This is a genomic window from Eudoraea sp., assembly GCF_039969275.1.
In the GTDB taxonomy this organism is placed as follows: Bacteria; Bacteroidota; Bacteroidia; order Flavobacteriales; family Flavobacteriaceae; genus Eudoraea.
This window is the reverse complement of record NZ_JBDVOC010000002.1, coordinates 81,682-97,778: the sequence shown is the minus strand read 5'-3', so window position 1 is coordinate 97,778 and position 16,097 is coordinate 81,682. Positions and strand designations below refer to the sequence as shown.

The following is a 16,097-nucleotide window of genomic DNA, read 5'->3' as shown; positions in this document are numbered from 1 at the left end:
TTTCGTGCCGAAATCGTAAAGTTGTTTTTCTAAACGACAGAACTTACCAGCTGAACGACATGTCTTTATCGTTTCGTATCAGCTCGAATCTTTGACAGATCTTTTATATTCCTTTCATTTCCGTCAAATTGTAAACTAACAGTTCTCTTTCCAAATATTAATTAAACTTACACAAAAAGTAAAATCACCGTTAGTATCATACCTCCCAATGCAAAGTATAGCCCTTTTTTGAATATTGATGTTTTGGGTTTGAACATCCAAAATGCAGAAACTGAGAAGAACAATAATGCAATTCCGAAAATGATATTCAGCCAATACAGTGGATGGCCCGAGTGCATTTTATGCAAATTATTCATATTGTCCAAAATAACAGGCATCTTCATCTCGGTATAACTGGCCTGTCCGGTAGTTTTATTATAAGTACCCCCTTTAAAGTAAACCATGGCACCTTCCTGCTTATCAATTTTAAAACCTCTCTTACCCAGGGCTGAGCCAAGGGCCTCATCTTCCAGGCCAATCCCCAGCTTTTTCTCTATGTGTACTTCCTTTTTTAAGTAATCGGTATTTCTAAACGTCAAGACTATACCACTAATGGCGTAAACCGCCATGATGCCTGCTAAAAAGAACCCTAGATACCTATGGTAGGTACGCATGTTTTTTTCCGTTTTTATTCCCATAATTTTAGTAACTTATATTTCCACCTTAATAATCTCATCTTTTACTGATATAAAAATGTGAATTTATATCCAAAACAAAACATATTTTTTCCTAAACGACATAAGGTTTCCGGTGAACAACATATTTCCGCTCTAGAGATAGTAAAATGTCGTTAACAGGTATATTTCTGCTGTTCACATCAGACCATTTTAGGAAATGTATCTATTAGTGTAGATTTGTGGAATTAGCGTGATTATGAATAAGATAAGCTCAAATATAGGTTGGCAAGAACTCTTTTTTCAATTTGTCTTATATCTATTGGTACTTCTTTTCTATTCCTTTGACAGGAATGACCCGGGTATTACTCTTTCACAGGTGGTTTTCTTTTTAGTATATGCCTGTGCATCAGTTTTTATCACCTACTTTTTGATGCCTAAATTCTTATATAAAAAGGAATATTGGCATTTTTTTGGTATGGTCATATTGGTTCTATTAACCGTAATTGTGATTGAAGAATTATTGGAAGTCGTATTTTATCCCGGTACTCGAAGAGCATCTATAGTACCTGGAATATACTTCGCAATATTTGACGTCCTTCCCATTATCGCAATCTTATCAGGGTTTAAATTTGCCTGGGATGCAATAGGCAAACAACGTGAAGTGGAAAAATTGAAAACATCTATTCAGGAGAGTGAACTTCAATTTTTAAAGTCTCAGATAAATCCTCACTTTTTATTCAACAACCTAAACAATCTTTATTCGTACGCTATAGAATCTTCTCCAAAAACTCCAGCCATAATTTTGGAGTTAAGTTCTGTCTTGCGTTATATGCTCTATGAGTGTAAAGAAAGATTTGTACCCTTATCTAAGGAAATTGAACAATTGGAAAATTTCACACAACTCAATCAGCTGCAGATTGAGGAAAGGGGTAATGTGAATTTTAAAGCACTAAATATTGAGTCTGGTTATCAAATAGCGCCCTTAATCCTCCTGGTCTTTATCGAAAATGCCTTTAAACATAGTCAATCAGGTCAGTCCAGTAATATCAATATAGATATTGAGATAAAAATGGAGGAAAATACCTTATTCTTTAATTGCAAAAATAATTTTCAGCCAGTAAGCACTGCCGAAAATCTAACCAAAGGTATTGGTTTGGAAAATGTAATAAAACGATTGCAATTGTTATACCCCAAGGCGCATGAATTAAATATTAAAGAATCTCTGGATCAATTTGAAGTTGATTTGAAGATGGAGCTGCAGAAAATAAGTTTGAAATGAATTGCATAATTATTGAAGATCAGCCGCCGGCCCAGCGTATCCTTAAAAAATTTATTGAGGATATAGGCACTTTGCATCTTAAAGGGGTTTTTTCAGATGCCATTCAGGCAATGGAATTTTTAAAAACTGAATCAGTAGATTTAATGTTCCTGGATATTCATTTGCCAAAGATTTCAGGGATTGATTTTCTGAAAACAATGCCAAATCCACCTTACGTCATACTAACAACCGCCTTTTCAGATTATGCCCTGGAGAGTTATGAATTAGACGTGGTTGATTATTTACTTAAACCTTTTTCGTTCCAACGCTTTGTAAAAGCAGTCTCCAAAGTACCAGCAAACAGTATTGTAAATCAAACGCAAGAAACACTTTCACATAATCAGGAAAATCGCAAAGAAATCTTTATCAAGTCGGGATATGAACATATAAAAATCGCCGTCAAGGATATTATCTATATTAAATCTGATGCGGATTATACGGAAATCATAACCTCTGAAAAAAAATATTTATCTTCAGAACCCCTTCGTTTTTGGGAAGAAAATTTAAATCGACAACACTTTTTCAGAACGCATAAGTCCTTTATTATAAATACTTCAAAAATTGAAAAAATAATCGGAAACCTGGTCTATTTGAATGGAAGTATTAAGGTTCCTATTGGACGTGCTTTTAAAGAAGGTTTTATGAAAAGTTTATTGCAGTAAATAAAAACACTATTATGAAAAAACTTAAAAAAGAAGACATTAAACAGGAAGTCTTTGACCTGTATGATGATTATGCGCATAACAAATTACAAAGACGCGAATTTATTGAAAGACTATCTCTCTATGCAGTAGGTGGTATCACTATTTCTTCCCTTATGAGCTTTATGATGCCCAATTACAAGGATACTATGCTGGTACCAGCCAATGATCCCAGATTGGATTCGGATTATATTAATTATGAATCTTCCAAAGGCGGCGGAACCATTAAGGGACTTCTTTCCAAGCCCAAGGATGCTAAAGGAAAATTGCCGGGCATTGTGGTAGTACACGAAAACAGAGGGCTGAACCCCTATATTGAAGACACGGCCAGAATGGCAGCTTTGGAAGGATTTATCACCCTTGCACCTGATGCACTAACCCCTCTTGGTGGATATCCCGGGAATGACGATAAAGGCCGGGAAATGCAAAGAGAACGCGACCGAAATGAAATGTTGGAAGATTTTATTGCTGCTTATGACCATTTAAAAGCACACAAGGGATGCAGTGGTAAAATAGGCGTAGTTGGTTTTTGCTTTGGCGGATGGATATCAAATATGATGGCTGTTAAAGTTCCGGGGCTTTCAGCCGCAGTGCCATTCTACGGCGGGCAGCCCAAAGAAGATATTGATAAAATAAATGCTCCTTTAATGTTGCAATTTGCCGGATTGGACACAAGAGTTAATGCTGGATGGCCAGCTTATGAAGAGGCTCTGAAAGCAAATAACAAGGATTATGTGGCCTATACCTATCCTGATGTAAATCACGGTTTTCACAATACAACTACGCCGCGTTATGACAGAGAAGCGGCTGAATTGGCCTGGAAAAGAACCATTGACTTTTTTAATAAAAATCTAAAATAAGAGATGTACTTTTATCTCTGAATCCCATTGAAAGAGTACACAGCAAAGTCATTAATACAACCCAAAAAAACCTGCCAGATAGCAGGTTTTTTGTTTTTTATCATTTGATTTCAAATCTACATCCTCAATTTCCATAAGCTTTATCTAAAAATTCATAGCGGGCATCGTTGGTGACCTTTTTCGCCTCACTTTCCATATTGAGGATCATTACAAATGGCGAGGTATCATTAACTGCAGCGGATGGCCAATTTGCCAGGTTTTCTCCATTTGGGTTACCAGTCTTTATGAAATTGGCAAAATAATTTTGCATGGTTTCTGAAACTTTAAAATCATCTTCGGTCCAGGCATAGTCGTCAACGAGGTGTAAGTTACCCATGCAATATTCAATCTCACAGGCATGTGGGGCCCCAATAGGTTCCGGCATTTTTGAAGCCTCGGAATTTTTTTTAACCGTACCCCCTGCTAAGCCTGAAGCAAGGGTCTTATCCCTTAAAGGGGGGCGTAATTTGCTATATAGATAGCGGTAAACAGCTTGATCGCTGTTTTTTCTGTGCAGATCGAACCATTTCCAGGTACTATAAGCAATAAAGCGGTCGGAGGCCAGGTCTGTGGCAGATCTTTCTATTTCCTGCAATGAGCCATGAGGATAAAGTTTTAAAACTTCCTCATGCGTTTCAGGGTATACCTCTTTCACTTTTGCTAAATAATTTTCTTCAGTGTAAGGTTGCCCCTGCATAAAAGCCATCCCGGGAATTTCAGCAGAATTCCAACCCAACAATAAGGGTACCATAGCCTGTTGTTTGCTTTCAAAAATTTTGGGTAGAGTCTTAGGTAAGAAATAGCCATCGATAACGGCAGGGAAACCGAACCTTTTAGATTCATTATAGATTTCATATACCTCTCGCGTACTTAGTTTTCTTAATTCTGCAAGGCTTGGGTATCCGGCGTTTTTGGAAAATTCTAACCCTAAATTTTCTGCTTCTTCCAATGATACCGGTTTCATGGTGGGGTTTATTCCTGCTCCACTCTCCCCAATAGCTCCAGCAATCAAATTTTTGGATAAGGGCGAGGCCATCTGTTGACTAACCCCTATGGAACCGGCAGATTCTCCGGCAATTGTAATTTTTTTAGGATCACCGCCAAAGGCCGTAATGTTCTGGTGCACCCATTTCAGGGCCGCGTTTTGATCTAGTAATCCATAGTTTCCGGAGGCTCCATAAGGAGCTTCAGCACTAAGTTCTGGGTGCGCAAAGAATCCAAAAATATTTAATCGGTAATTCGTTGTAACCACAACCATTCCTTTTTTCGCCATACTCTCTCCATCATAACGATATTCTGAGGCATCACCTGCAACATTTCCACCACCGAAAAAATAGACCAAAACAGGGAGATCTTTAATGCTACGGGTAGCAGGAGTCCAAATGTTTAAATACAGACAATCTTCGCTAAGACCCTTCGAGCGCGATTTCATATCACCAAATACCAGCGTCTGCATGGGACGAGGCCCAAATTCCTTGGTTTTCTTTATGCCCTCCCAATTGTCCAAAGGTTGTGGAGCTTGCCACCTTAAATCCCCTATGGGAGGTTTGGCAAAAGGAACTCCAAAATATGTTTGAATACCTGAATGCGTATCATAATTACCTTCAATGATCCCTTTCTCTACCTTAGTCTGAACAGGAAAAGCATTATTGTTCTGAGCAGTACCAATGGAGCCAAAAAGAATTAATAGAGTCGAAAAAACCGCGGCTGTTTTCATGTAATAAAGTGTTAAATTTTTATTATTGTCTCATTTTGTTACAATAATACTTTTTTTTCTTGAATTTTTATCATTTATTTGAGGAAAATTTAATTCTTGACAAAGAACAAAAAAAAGAAACTACTTGATAGTAAAGATTATATACCTCATCTGGCCTATGATTCAGTCATCTTTGGATTCAATGGAACGCAATTAAAGATACTTGTTCTGGAATATCATAATACTAATTTTTTTGCCCTGCCGGGAGGCTTCGTAAAGCGAGATGAAAATTTGGATGATGCCGTAAAAAGAGGTTTAAGGGAACGAACCGGACTGGACAATATTTATTTGGAACAGTTTCATACGTTTGGTTCGCTTTCACGGTCCGAACCTAAGATAATGAGAAAGATTTTAAAGGAAAGTGATTTTGATTTGAAAGAGAACTATTGGATGTTCGACCGCTTTATTTCAGTGGCTTATTACGCTTTAATTAATTATGATGAAGTAAATCCACAGCCCGATGAACTCTCAGATTCCATTAACTGGTACGCCATTGATGAACTGCCTCCCTTAATGATGGATCATCAGGAAATCGTGGAAAAGGCACTGCAAGTTCTAAGGGATAATCTGGAAAGAAAATTAGTGGGTATGAAGCTGTTGCCTCCTAAATTTACCATGAAGCAATTGCAACAGGTGTACGAAGCTATTTTAGGAGAAAAACTACGGCGTACCAGTTTTCAACGCAAAATACTGGCATTGGATATTCTGCAACGGCACGAAAAACTATTTCAGGGTAAGGCCCATAAAGCACCCTTTTTATATAGTTTCAATTAACAGGACATATAATAATATCAATATCACCAATATAAAAATAATACAATGAAAAACTCAATGACAAAAACAACCCTAAAATTCATATTCCTTGTGTTTGTTTTGGCCGGTACATTTACGGTCAATGCACAAGAAAGATTTGGAGGACTTGCACTGTATACTGTGCGTGATGACATGACTACGAATGCCAAGGCGACCCTCCTGGCAGTAGCCGAAGCGGGCTATAAAAATATAGAAGCAGCGGGATACAAGGACGGTAAATTCTATAACATGACCCCTGCAGATTTTAAAAAATTACTCCAGGAGTTTGGTCTAAACCCAATTAGTACACATCAGGGATCTGTAACCATGGAGAATGCAGATGAAATGATTGCGGATGTCAAAGCTGCCGGATTTCAATATTTCGTAATTCCCGTACCTCCGATGGGTCTTTTTAAATTTGATCAGAAAACCATGAAGATGAGTATGACCGGAGGTGCTGCCAATCTTGCCGAAATAATCACCACCCTTGGTGAAAAATGCCAGGCTGCCGGAATTAAATTGCTATACCATAACCATGATTTTGAATTTCAAAAAGATTCCGATGGTATTGTGCCTATAGATTATTTGCTGGAACATTGCGACCCCAAATATGTAAATTTTCAAATGGACCTGTATTGGGTTACCAAAGCAGGAGCAGATCCTGTGGCTTATTTTGAGAAATATCCCGGACGCTTTAAAATCTGGCATGTAAAGGACATGGATGAGCAAGGCAGGTTTGCACCGGTGGGTAAGGGAAAAATTGATTTTACCCGTATCCTAGAGAATAAAAAACTATCTGGCATGAAATACTACATGGTGGAACAGGATATGACCTTCGACGGCCAGAAACCACTCGATGCCATAAAGATAAGCCATGAAGGATTGAGAAAAATTGGATTTAAATAAAACAATATTGATAAGAATACTAATATTAGAACAATGAAAAAAATTAATCTATATCTAATGTGCCTGGTCCTATTTTTAATGACCATTACTCTTTCTGCCCAGGAAGTCATTACGGGTGAGAACATCGCCATAACTAATACGGAATCAGGAAAAGTGCGTGGATATATACATAATGGCACTTATATCTACAAAGGAATCCCTTATGCCAAAGCAGAACGTTTTATGGCTCCAACAAAAGCCGATTCCTGGGAAGGTGTTAGAAGTTCAACGATGTATGGCCCTGTGGCACCCCTTATGACACCTACAACACAGGTTATGGATGAACCGGAATTTGTTTTTGACCATGACTGGGGTTATCCTAATGAAGACTGCCTGCGAATTAATATTTGGACCCCAAGTATTGACGATGGTAAAAAAAGGCCTGTTCTGTTTTGGATACACGGTGGCGGTTTTACAGCTGGTTCCAGTCAGGAATTACCATCTACAGATGGAGAAAACCTGAGTAAAAAAGGGGATGTAGTGGTTGTATCTATTAACCATCGTCTGAATGTCCTTGGTTTTTTAGATCTATCTGCCTATGGAGAGAAATACAAGCATTCTGCCAATAATAGTATTATTGACATGGTAGCGGCACTCGAATGGGTAAAGACCAATATCAAAAATTTTGGGGGTGACGCAGGTAATGTAACCATTTTTGGTCAGTCCGGTGGCGGTGCGAAGGTAAATACACTAATGGCTATGCCACAGGCAAAAGGTCTTTTTCATAAAGCCATAAATCAAAGTGGGTCTTTCCGTGCTGCTATGTTGGAAAAAAACGAAACACAGGCCATTGCAGCAGAGGTACTTTCCAATCTTGGATTAAATGAAAAACAGGTGGACAGCCTGCAGAAAATTCCTTTTGAGATTTTGAGTGCTGCGAGCACTAGCGCATTAAAGACCATAGAGGAAAAAATGAAGGAAGAAGGAAAACCTGTTATGGGCTTTGGCCTCAACTGGGGTCCCAGTCGTGATGGTGAAGACCTGCCTTATCAGCTTTTTTCTGAGGAAGCTTTTATGCTTTCCAAAGATATTCCGTTATTGTTAGGCACCACAAAAAATGAATTTGCTCCTTTTGCAAATATGCGTTTTGTCAAAGCTTCTGAACAACAAATAATGGAACATATTAAGGAGCAATACAAAGATAAAGCAGATGCATATATACAGGCCGTAAAAAAGGCTTATCCAAACGATAGTGACCCAAAAGACCTGCTGGATGTGGATACTATGTTCCGACCCGGAGCAGTTGTTCAGGCAAACGCAAAATCGAACGTTCAAAATGCTGCACCGGTTTATATGTATCTTTTTACATGGCAGTCCCCCGTGTGGGATGGCAAATACAAATCCCTGCACTGTATGGAATTACCCTTCGTTTTTGACAATATTGAGCGAGGTAAAAATATGACAGGTGGCGGGGCAGCCGCGCATGCTTTAGCAGACAAAGTCAGCAATGCCTGGATTAATTTTGCTAAAAATGGGGATCCCAACCATTCCGGATTACCCACATGGCCAGCATATAATCCAACAAATACCGCTACCATGCACTTAGATAACACTTGTGAAGTAAAACCTCAATTGGACAAAGAATTATTTGAGCTTGTATCCAATAGCCAGAGATAAAAACTGAGTTCTGAAAACAAAAATAATGAGCATTTTAAAGAAGTCCTCAATAATAATCTCTATTGCATCTGCAGTCTTTATATCGGGGTGTACCCCAAAATTCACCGAAGAAGATAAAGGTGATTTTACTCTGGTAAAAAATGAAAGCGGAAAAACATTGGGTTATAGCCCAAATACTGGTGTAAAGCTATTAAATGTTGATCGCTATGCCTTTAAAGATTTGAGCAAGGATGGAAAATTAGATGCATATGAGGATTGGCGATTACCTGCAGAAAAGCGCGCCCAAGACCTGGCTGGAAAAATGTCCTTAGAACAAATTGCCGGTTTGATGCTGTATAGCGGGCATCAATCTATTCCGGCAGGTGGCAATAGATTTTTTGGCCCTGCTACTTATGGCGGGAAGCCTTTTGCCGAAAGTGGTGCGGCACCAAGTGATCTTTCCGATGCACAACTAAAATTTCTGGAGACTGACAATCTGAGACATGTACTCATCACAAGCGTGGAATCTCCTGCTATAGCTGCCAAATGGAACAACAATGCCCAGGCCATGGCAGAAAAAATTGGATTAGGAATCCCCATCAATTCCAGTTCAGATCCCCGCCATGGCAGTGATTCCTATGCGGAGTTCAATGCGGGTGCAGGTGGTGACATATCAATGTGGCCCGGGACTTTAGGAATTGCAGCTTCTTTTGATCCGTTATTAATGTTTCAGTTTGGAGAAATTGGTTCAAAAGAATATAGGGCTCTTGGTATTGCTACTTCTTTATCACCTCAAATAGATTTAGGAACGGAGCCTCGTTGGAACCGTTTTGATGGCACAATGGGTGAAGACCCCAATTTGGCTACTGATATGGCCAGGGCCTATGTAGACGGGTTTCAGTCTTCAGACAATGGAGTCGGCTGGGGCTACCAAAGTGTAAATGCTATGGTAAAACATTGGCCCGGTGGAGGTCCTGAAGAAGGTGGCAGGGACGGTCATTTTGGCTATGGGGCCTATGCGGTTTATCCGGGTAATAATTTAAAAGGTCATTTACAACCATTTACTAAAGGTGCCTTTAACTTAGAGGGTCCTACGAAAATGGCTTCAGCTGTTATGCCATACTATACGATTTCTTTTGGCCAGGATACTCAGAATGATGACAAAGTAGGTAATGGTTTTAACAAGTACCTGATTACAGATCTTTTAAGAGGCGAATATGGCTTTGATGGTGTTGTTTGTACAGACTGGGGGATCACCCGTGACGTAAGCGCTGTAGATTTATTTGAAGGTAAAAGTTGGGGAGTTGAGAACATGACCGAAGCCGAACGTCATTATAAGGTAATTGAAGCCGGTGTAGACCAATTTGGTGGCAACAACGATATGGGACCCATTTTGGAAGCCTATAAAATTGGGGTAGCTGAACATGGGGAAGACTATATGAGAAAACGATTTGAGGTCTCTGCGGTTCGATTACTGATGAATATTTTTAGGGTAGGACTTTTTGAAAATCCTTATCTGGATATCGAAGAGACTGAAAAAATTGTGGGGAATGCAGAATATATGAAGGCCGGATTTGATGCACAATTGCGTTCAATTGTTATGCTGAAAAACGATAAAAATACACTACCACTGAAAACGAGGCAAAAGGTCTATGTTCCTAAAAGGTATATAGCAGCCAGCAGGAATTGGTTTGGAATGGAGACTCCTGAGAAACTGGAATATCCATTTAATATGGAAGTCGTTAAAAAGTATTTTGAAGTAGTTGAAAATCCGGAAGAAGCAGATTTTGCTTTGGCAGGCATTGCAAATCCTAATGGCGGTGTTGGTTATAACAGAGAAGATTTAGCCAAGGGTGGTAATGGCTATGTACCTATTAGTCTCCAATACGGACCTTATACGGCAAATGATGCCCGGGAAATCAGTCTTGCCGGTGGAAGTCCGCTTGAAGATTTTACCAACCGTTCATATAAGGGTAAATCGGTGACAGCAATTAATACTACCGACATGAATTTGGTAAATGATACCAAATCAAAAATGGGAAACAAACCTGTTATTGTAATTGTAAATATTTCCAAACCGATGGTTTTTTCGGAAATTGAAAAGAGTTCTTCCTCTATATTAGTGCATATGGGAGTTCAGGATCAAGCCTTGATGGAAATAATTACTGGAAAAGCAGAACCATCTGCATTATTGCCTTTTCAAATGCCTTTGAATATGAAAACGGTTGAAGAACAATTTGAAGATGTACCCAGGGATATGAAACCTTATATAGATTCTAATGGTAATTCATATGATTTTGCCTTTGGATTAAACTGGAAAGGGGTTATTTCTGATGATCGTGTAAAAAAGTATAAATAATTGCTATTGAATTAAACCCTTGGATAAAATCAATGTCTAAAAATGAATTTATTTAGACCCTAACTTAAGTGATAAATCATGTTAAAGAAAGTTTTAATCTCATTAGGCATTTTATTGATAATAATACAATTTTTCCGTCCTGAAAAAAACGAATCCAACGACTTAACTTATGACGTTTCCACGAAATATGAGGTTCCTGATGATGTCAGCCATCTATTACAGGTTTCCTGCAATGATTGCCATTCCAATAAAACAGAATACCCATGGTACGCTAATGTACAGCCGGTAGCATGGTGGCTCAATGACCATGTAGTAGATGGAAAGAAACATTTAAATTTCTCAACTTTTACCAAAATGCCCATAGCTATTCAGAATCATAAATTTGAAGAAACTATTGAAATGGTAGAAGAGAAAGAAATGCCATTACCCTCATATACCAATTTAGGTTTACATAAAGAAGCTAATCTTACAGAAGATCAAAGGCAAAAGATCATTGTTTGGGCAAAAGATCAAATGACCTATCTAAAAGAAAACTATCCGGCAGATAGTCTTGTAATGCCCAAGAGACGGCAATAAAGTTAAGTTCCCGGTTAATCATAATTCAGAGGAATAGCTATGTTACCTGAACGATATTAATCAAAACCATCATTTAGTATTGGTCACAAAAGCAATTTTTTTGCTATCCGGAGACCAACTTGGAACATTTATAGAACCCTGCCCACCATAAATATAGGCTATCACCTTTGGTGTTCCTCCATTATAGGGCATTATACGCAATAAACAATGCTTGTAAAACGGATGATCAGCGGGGTCTATATCCTTGGGAAAAGAAATAAACGCAATCCATTTTTTATCCGGGCTGATATGCGGAAACCAGTCATTATATTCATCAAAAGTCAACTGAGTTTGATCTTCACCATCAGCTTTCATTCTCCACAGTTTCATCTTTCCTGTGCGCGTTGAGTTAAAAAAGATATACTCACCATCCGGGCTATATTCAGGCCCATCATCTAAAGTAGTTTGATTAGTAAGCTGATGCTCCTTACCGGAATCTATATCAATGGCGTAAATATCATACGCTCCATTTCGGTTACCGGTAAACACCATTTTCTTATTATCAGGTGACCAACCATGCAAATATGATGCCCCTACTCCCGGTTTTGTGACCATTTTGGGTAGAGAATCCCCTTCGGCTGACATATAAAACAATGCAGATGTGCCGTTATCATCTTGGTTATGATTACTTATTCCCAATATTGTACCATCAAAAGTGAGGACATGATCATTATTGTTATTTACGGCAAATCCCGTATTCAAGGGCGAGATGGCATTGGAAGAAATTTCGTAATTATATAAATGCCCTTTTGAATTGTATATTAATTTCTTTCCATCTGGTGTCCAATTGGGCGCCTGAATAGAATGTGCAGATCTGTAAATGATCTCGCGATGCCCACTGCTTACATCCATAATTTCCAGATTGCTGCCAAGATAGTCGCGATAAGGCGTGTAATCAGGATCAACCGGTCTAATAATTCTGACGTTTCTGTATTCCGCGGTTTCCATTACCTCCCGGTTATGGGAGCAGACATAAATTCCGATGTAAACAGAGTTGTCCAGTTCCATATTCTTTAATTTCACGCTCGTAAACTCTTCTCCAAATTTAGCTGAAGACATGATATAAGTACTGCCTCTTCTTTCGAGCTGAATCACATTCGGAAACGTATCAGAGGAAATCACTTCATCTGTATTTCCTCCAGTTTCTTTGCGATATTGGAGCGTAGTCAGGCCATCGCCATGAGTGGTGGCATTTACATGTTGTGAATTTGCGTCTAAGTTATTCTTAACAATCCACCCAACTTTTCTGTGAGGGTCAACACCTTTGCCAAGAAATTTCACCTCTGCCCTTAGGATAAAATCACCCTGGATAGTTGTCCATAGATACTGGAAGTCATCCTTACCAAACCACATATTGGTTCCTGAGCCACCAATTTTATAGGTTTGATTTTCTGCAGAATATTCCGAAAATCCCTTTAACCTACAATCGCCGATATCGCTGTTGTTATCAAAAATTCCTATTTGGTTCTGGGCTTGTACATCATTAATCGCAAAGATCATAAAGCTTAGTAGGACGTAATATAATTTTGAGGTTTTCATTTGATATAGGTTTTTGATGAACAGACTAAAAAAATTTAAGAACATTTTGCCTCAAGCTCTTCAAATTTTGTCCAAATTACTGATAGGCGTTATTTTAAATAGATATAATTAATTGTCACTAATACTAAGTAATACTACAGATTTTGAAGGTATATTTAACTCAATCTTCGATGTATTCATTCGGTAATCCGAAAACTTCTGAATTTGAACCAATTCTTCTTTACCAAATTCATTTAGTGCGTTCATTTTATCAGAAGTAATAATACTAGCGGTGATAGTTCCCCAATTTTCTATTCCAGGAATTTCAATAGATGTTGGCAAATTCCTTTTGGGATCTACATTGGCAATAGTAATATTTACATTTTTATTCTTATCTCTGGAGGCAGAAACGGACAAAGCCGGAATTTCACTATTATCATTTTTATAATTTTGTATAGTTACTTCAGAAGGTAAATGAAGTGCATCCTGATGCACCTTATACATTTTAAATACATGGAAAGTAGGGGTCTTCACCATTTGATTCCCCCTGGTAAGTATCATGGCTTGCAATACATTTACGGTTTGAGCAATATTTGCCATCTTAATGCGTCGGGCGTGATTATTAAAGATATTCAGGCCTAGGGCAGCCACCAGAGCATCCCTAAGGGTATTCTGCTGATAAAGAAACCCAGGGTTCGTGCCTGGTTCCACGTCGTACCAGGTGCCCCACTCATCTGCAATCAAAGCTATAGTATTATCGGGGTCGTGTTTATCCATTATTGCAATATGATCTTCCAGATTTCCCTCCATCTTCAAAGTATTTTGCATGCTTTTAAACCACTCGTTTTCCACAAAATCGGTTGCAGAGCCTTTAACCTCCCAATTATTGACTATCGTATAATAGTGATAGGACAATCCATGTGCAATATTTAAATATCCGGGAGTACCCTTAATACCGGTCATAAAGGTTTTAGTCCATTCCAAATCATCATAGATTCCCCCGCTGGCAATTTTAAATTCTGCATTGCAGTAGGTACTGAATCTTTTAAAGACATTAGTATAGTATTCGGCGTTCATACTTCCACCACAACCCCAGTTCTCATTACCTATACCCCAAAATTTAACATCCCAGGGACGTTCCCTGCCATTTTTACTTCGCAGTCTTGTAATTTCACTATCCTTATCAGAGGTTACATACTCTACCCACTGATAGGCGTCTTTTACAGTACCGCTGGCTATGTTCACGGCAATATAGGGTTCTGTTTGCAACAACTCACATAGTTCCAAAAACTCATGGGTCCCAAAGGAATTATCTTCCGTAACACCACCCCAAAAAGTGTTCACCACAAGTGGTCTGTCCTTAACAGGTCCAATCCCATCTCTCCATTGGTATTGTTCGGCAAAACACCCTCCGGGCCATCTTAACACAGGTATTTCCAATTCTCTTAGCGCCTCTACAACATCCTTTCTTATCCCATTAATATTGGGAATTTCTGAGGTTTTTCCCACATAAAAACCATCATAAATACCCCTTCCTAAATGCTCCGCAAAATGACCATAAATGTGTTTGCTTATCGTGTCTTTTGCTTTATTTACGTGTATTGTGATTTTATTTTCCTGACCAATAATGGCTTGCAATGACAGGAATAAAATTAAGAAGAGAATGGTTAGAGTTTTATGGTTTGGCATTGTTTGATAATTGTTTTAATAATTAACTGGCATTTAATTGTGTCTTCAAGTGTTGTATTAATACTATTTTGGATCATAGGGAAACGATAATGGATCAAATCTTTAATCCACCATGGCATTTATAGTTTTAATGGTCCCATCTTTATTGTATAGCAATTCTGTTACCTTAACATTTCTCAAATGTGTTTTCCCTCCCGAAAGGGAACTGTCATGGTAAAACAACCACCACTTTCCATTGTGTTCAACTATCGAATGATGGTTGGTCCAGCCTAATACGGGCTTCAAAATGACTCCCTGGTAAGTAAAAGGACCGTAAGGATTATCACCAATACCATATGCTATATTATGAGTATCACCCGTTGAATAGGATAAATAATACTTCCCATTGTACTTATGAACCCATGCTGCTTCAAAAAAACGTCGTTCATTGTCACCTGCCAGTAATGGGTTTCCGTTTTTGTCAAGTATAAGTACATCTCTTGGAGTTTCCGCAAAACCCAGCATGTCATCGGTCAGTTTTGCGATTTTAGGAGTTAACGCAGCCTGGTCTTCAGCCGGGTAGGTATCCTCGCCTTTATACATTCCGCTGGACCATCGTTGCAACTGTCCACCCCAAATACCACCAAAATACATATAATAGACACTATCAGTATCCTCAAAAACAGCAGGATCCATGCTAAAACTACCTTCTATAGGCTTCTCTTTAGCTTTAAATGGCCCAAAAGGATTTTCACTTGTGGCCACTCCAATTTTAAATATATCCGATTTATCCTTTACCGGGAAATATAAATAATAGGTGTCTTCCTTTTTGGCTGCATCAGGTGCCCACATTTGTCTTCCTGCCCATGGAACATCCTTTATGTTCAAAGCCACGCCATGATCTGTAACATCACCTCCAATACTATCCATCGATAAAACATGATAGTCTTTCATATCAAAATGACTCCCTAAATCATCTTCAGCAACGCCCGATTCAAAATCATGTGAAGGGTAGATATACAATTTCCCCTCATATACATGTGCCGATGGATCAGCTGTAAAGATCTCTGAAATTAGTGGCAAAGGGTTGGCTCTGATAATTGAGACTGTATCTTCGGGAAGTTCATTTATGGAAGATTCTGTTATTTTGTTTACTGTTTTGTCCTTGCATCCAAAAAGTAGGAATGCAGCCAACAAATTCACACTTAAGATTCTAAATTTCGAAGTATCCATACAGTGGTTTTGGTTAAATATTTTGTACTTAAAAATTATTA

13 protein-coding genes are annotated in these 16,097 nt (G+C 38.5%); 8 read left to right on the top strand and 5 right to left on the bottom strand.

The window, feature by feature from the left end; genetic code table 11:
- Window positions 1-167 precede the first annotated feature (167 nt).
- The gene (locus tag ABJH90_RS00505; protein ID WP_348139583.1) at window positions 168-677 is read right to left on the bottom strand and encodes a PepSY-associated TM helix domain-containing protein; all 510 of its coding nucleotides are present in this window, start codon (window positions 675-677) and stop codon (window positions 168-170) included.
- 235 nt (window positions 678-912) lie between these two features.
- On the opposite strand from ABJH90_RS00505, the gene ABJH90_RS00500 reads away from it, so the two are divergent.
- The 3 genes from ABJH90_RS00500 to ABJH90_RS00490 are packed head-to-tail and all read left to right on the top strand — an operon-like array spanning window position 913 to window position 3,535.
- Entirely contained in the window at window positions 913-1,935 is a 1,023-nt protein-coding gene (locus ABJH90_RS00500) for a histidine kinase (RefSeq protein ID WP_348139581.1), read from the top strand.
- Window positions 1,932-2,636: a LytTR family DNA-binding domain-containing protein gene (locus tag ABJH90_RS00495; RefSeq protein ID WP_348139579.1), complete on the top strand. Its 705-nt coding sequence runs from the start codon at window positions 1,932-1,934 to the stop codon at window positions 2,634-2,636. Before ABJH90_RS00500 ends, ABJH90_RS00495 begins: the two co-directional genes overlap by 4 nt.
- Before the next feature lie 14 nt (window positions 2,637-2,650).
- The gene (locus ABJH90_RS00490) at window positions 2,651-3,535 is read left to right on the top strand and encodes a dienelactone hydrolase family protein (RefSeq protein WP_348139577.1); all 885 of its coding nucleotides are present in this window, start codon (window positions 2,651-2,653) and stop codon (window positions 3,533-3,535) included.
- A gap of 124 nt (window positions 3,536-3,659) precedes the next feature.
- On the opposite strand, the gene ABJH90_RS00485 is transcribed toward ABJH90_RS00490, so the two are convergent.
- Window positions 3,660-5,291: a carboxylesterase family protein gene (locus ABJH90_RS00485; RefSeq protein ID WP_348139575.1), complete on the bottom strand. Its 1,632-nt coding sequence runs from the start codon at window positions 5,289-5,291 to the stop codon at window positions 3,660-3,662.
- A 96-nt stretch (window positions 5,292-5,387) separates the two neighbouring features.
- On the opposite strand from ABJH90_RS00485, the gene ABJH90_RS00480 reads away from it, so the two are divergent.
- From ABJH90_RS00480 to ABJH90_RS00460, 5 genes are all read left to right on the top strand, one after another.
- Window positions 5,388-6,104: an NUDIX domain-containing protein gene (locus tag ABJH90_RS00480; protein ID WP_348139573.1), complete on the top strand. Its 717-nt coding sequence runs from the start codon at window positions 5,388-5,390 to the stop codon at window positions 6,102-6,104.
- A 45-nt stretch (window positions 6,105-6,149) separates the two neighbouring features.
- Window positions 6,150-7,028, top strand: a complete 879-nt coding sequence (locus ABJH90_RS00475; RefSeq protein WP_348139570.1) for a sugar phosphate isomerase/epimerase — start codon at window positions 6,150-6,152, stop codon at window positions 7,026-7,028.
- A 33-nt stretch (window positions 7,029-7,061) separates the two neighbouring features.
- Window positions 7,062-8,684: a carboxylesterase family protein gene (locus ABJH90_RS00470; RefSeq protein ID WP_348139568.1), complete on the top strand. Its 1,623-nt coding sequence runs from the start codon at window positions 7,062-7,064 to the stop codon at window positions 8,682-8,684.
- A 25-nt stretch (window positions 8,685-8,709) separates the two neighbouring features.
- On the top strand, window positions 8,710-11,022 hold the full coding sequence (locus ABJH90_RS00465; protein WP_348139566.1) for a glycoside hydrolase family 3 N-terminal domain-containing protein: 2,313 nt from the start codon (window positions 8,710-8,712) through the stop codon (window positions 11,020-11,022).
- A gap of 78 nt (window positions 11,023-11,100) precedes the next feature.
- Window positions 11,101-11,598 (top strand): heme-binding domain-containing protein, encoded by a 498-nt coding sequence (locus ABJH90_RS00460; RefSeq protein ID WP_348139564.1) that lies wholly within the window; start codon window positions 11,101-11,103, stop codon window positions 11,596-11,598.
- A gap of 69 nt (window positions 11,599-11,667) precedes the next feature.
- Here ABJH90_RS00460 and ABJH90_RS00455 read toward each other — a convergent pair whose 3' ends face one another.
- The 3 genes from ABJH90_RS00455 to ABJH90_RS00445 all read right to left on the bottom strand — a co-directional run bounded on the left by ABJH90_RS00455 (window position 11,668) and on the right by ABJH90_RS00445 (window position 16,056).
- Window positions 11,668-13,176 (bottom strand): biopolymer transporter TolR, encoded by a 1,509-nt coding sequence (locus ABJH90_RS00455; protein ID WP_348139561.1) that lies wholly within the window; start codon window positions 13,174-13,176, stop codon window positions 11,668-11,670.
- 108 nt (window positions 13,177-13,284) lie between these two features.
- A complete protein-coding gene (locus ABJH90_RS00450) occupies window positions 13,285-14,844 on the bottom strand; it encodes an alpha-L-arabinofuranosidase C-terminal domain-containing protein (RefSeq protein ID WP_348139559.1) in 1,560 nt (519 codons plus the stop codon).
- A gap of 102 nt (window positions 14,845-14,946) precedes the next feature.
- On the bottom strand, window positions 14,947-16,056 hold the full coding sequence (locus ABJH90_RS00445; protein WP_348139557.1) for a glycoside hydrolase family 43 protein: 1,110 nt from the start codon (window positions 16,054-16,056) through the stop codon (window positions 14,947-14,949).
- Window positions 16,057-16,097 lie beyond the last annotated feature (41 nt).

Coding starts and splice junctions, on each gene's coding strand:
- ABJH90_RS00490 (WP_348139577.1), top strand. CDS start 2,651: ATGAAAAAACTTAAAAAAGAAGACATTAAACAGGAAGTCTTTGACCTG.
- ABJH90_RS00465 (WP_348139566.1), top strand. CDS start 8,710: ATGAGCATTTTAAAGAAGTCCTCAATAATAATCTCTATTGCATCTGCA.
- ABJH90_RS00470 (WP_348139568.1), top strand. CDS start 7,062: ATGAAAAAAATTAATCTATATCTAATGTGCCTGGTCCTATTTTTAATG.
- ABJH90_RS00455 (WP_348139561.1), bottom strand. CDS start 13,176: ATGAAAACCTCAAAATTATATTACGTCCTACTAAGCTTTATGATCTTT.
- ABJH90_RS00460 (WP_348139564.1), top strand. CDS start 11,101: ATGTTAAAGAAAGTTTTAATCTCATTAGGCATTTTATTGATAATAATA.
- ABJH90_RS00485 (WP_348139575.1), bottom strand. CDS start 5,291: ATGAAAACAGCCGCGGTTTTTTCGACTCTATTAATTCTTTTTGGCTCC.
- ABJH90_RS00450 (WP_348139559.1), bottom strand. CDS start 14,844: ATGCCAAACCATAAAACTCTAACCATTCTCTTCTTAATTTTATTCCTG.
- ABJH90_RS00475 (WP_348139570.1), top strand. CDS start 6,150: ATGAAAAACTCAATGACAAAAACAACCCTAAAATTCATATTCCTTGTG.
- ABJH90_RS00495 (WP_348139579.1), top strand. CDS start 1,932: ATGAATTGCATAATTATTGAAGATCAGCCGCCGGCCCAGCGTATCCTT.
- ABJH90_RS00500 (WP_348139581.1), top strand. CDS start 913: ATGAATAAGATAAGCTCAAATATAGGTTGGCAAGAACTCTTTTTTCAA.
- ABJH90_RS00505 (WP_348139583.1), bottom strand. CDS start 677: ATGGGAATAAAAACGGAAAAAAACATGCGTACCTACCATAGGTATCTA.
- ABJH90_RS00445 (WP_348139557.1), bottom strand. CDS start 16,056: ATGGATACTTCGAAATTTAGAATCTTAAGTGTGAATTTGTTGGCTGCA.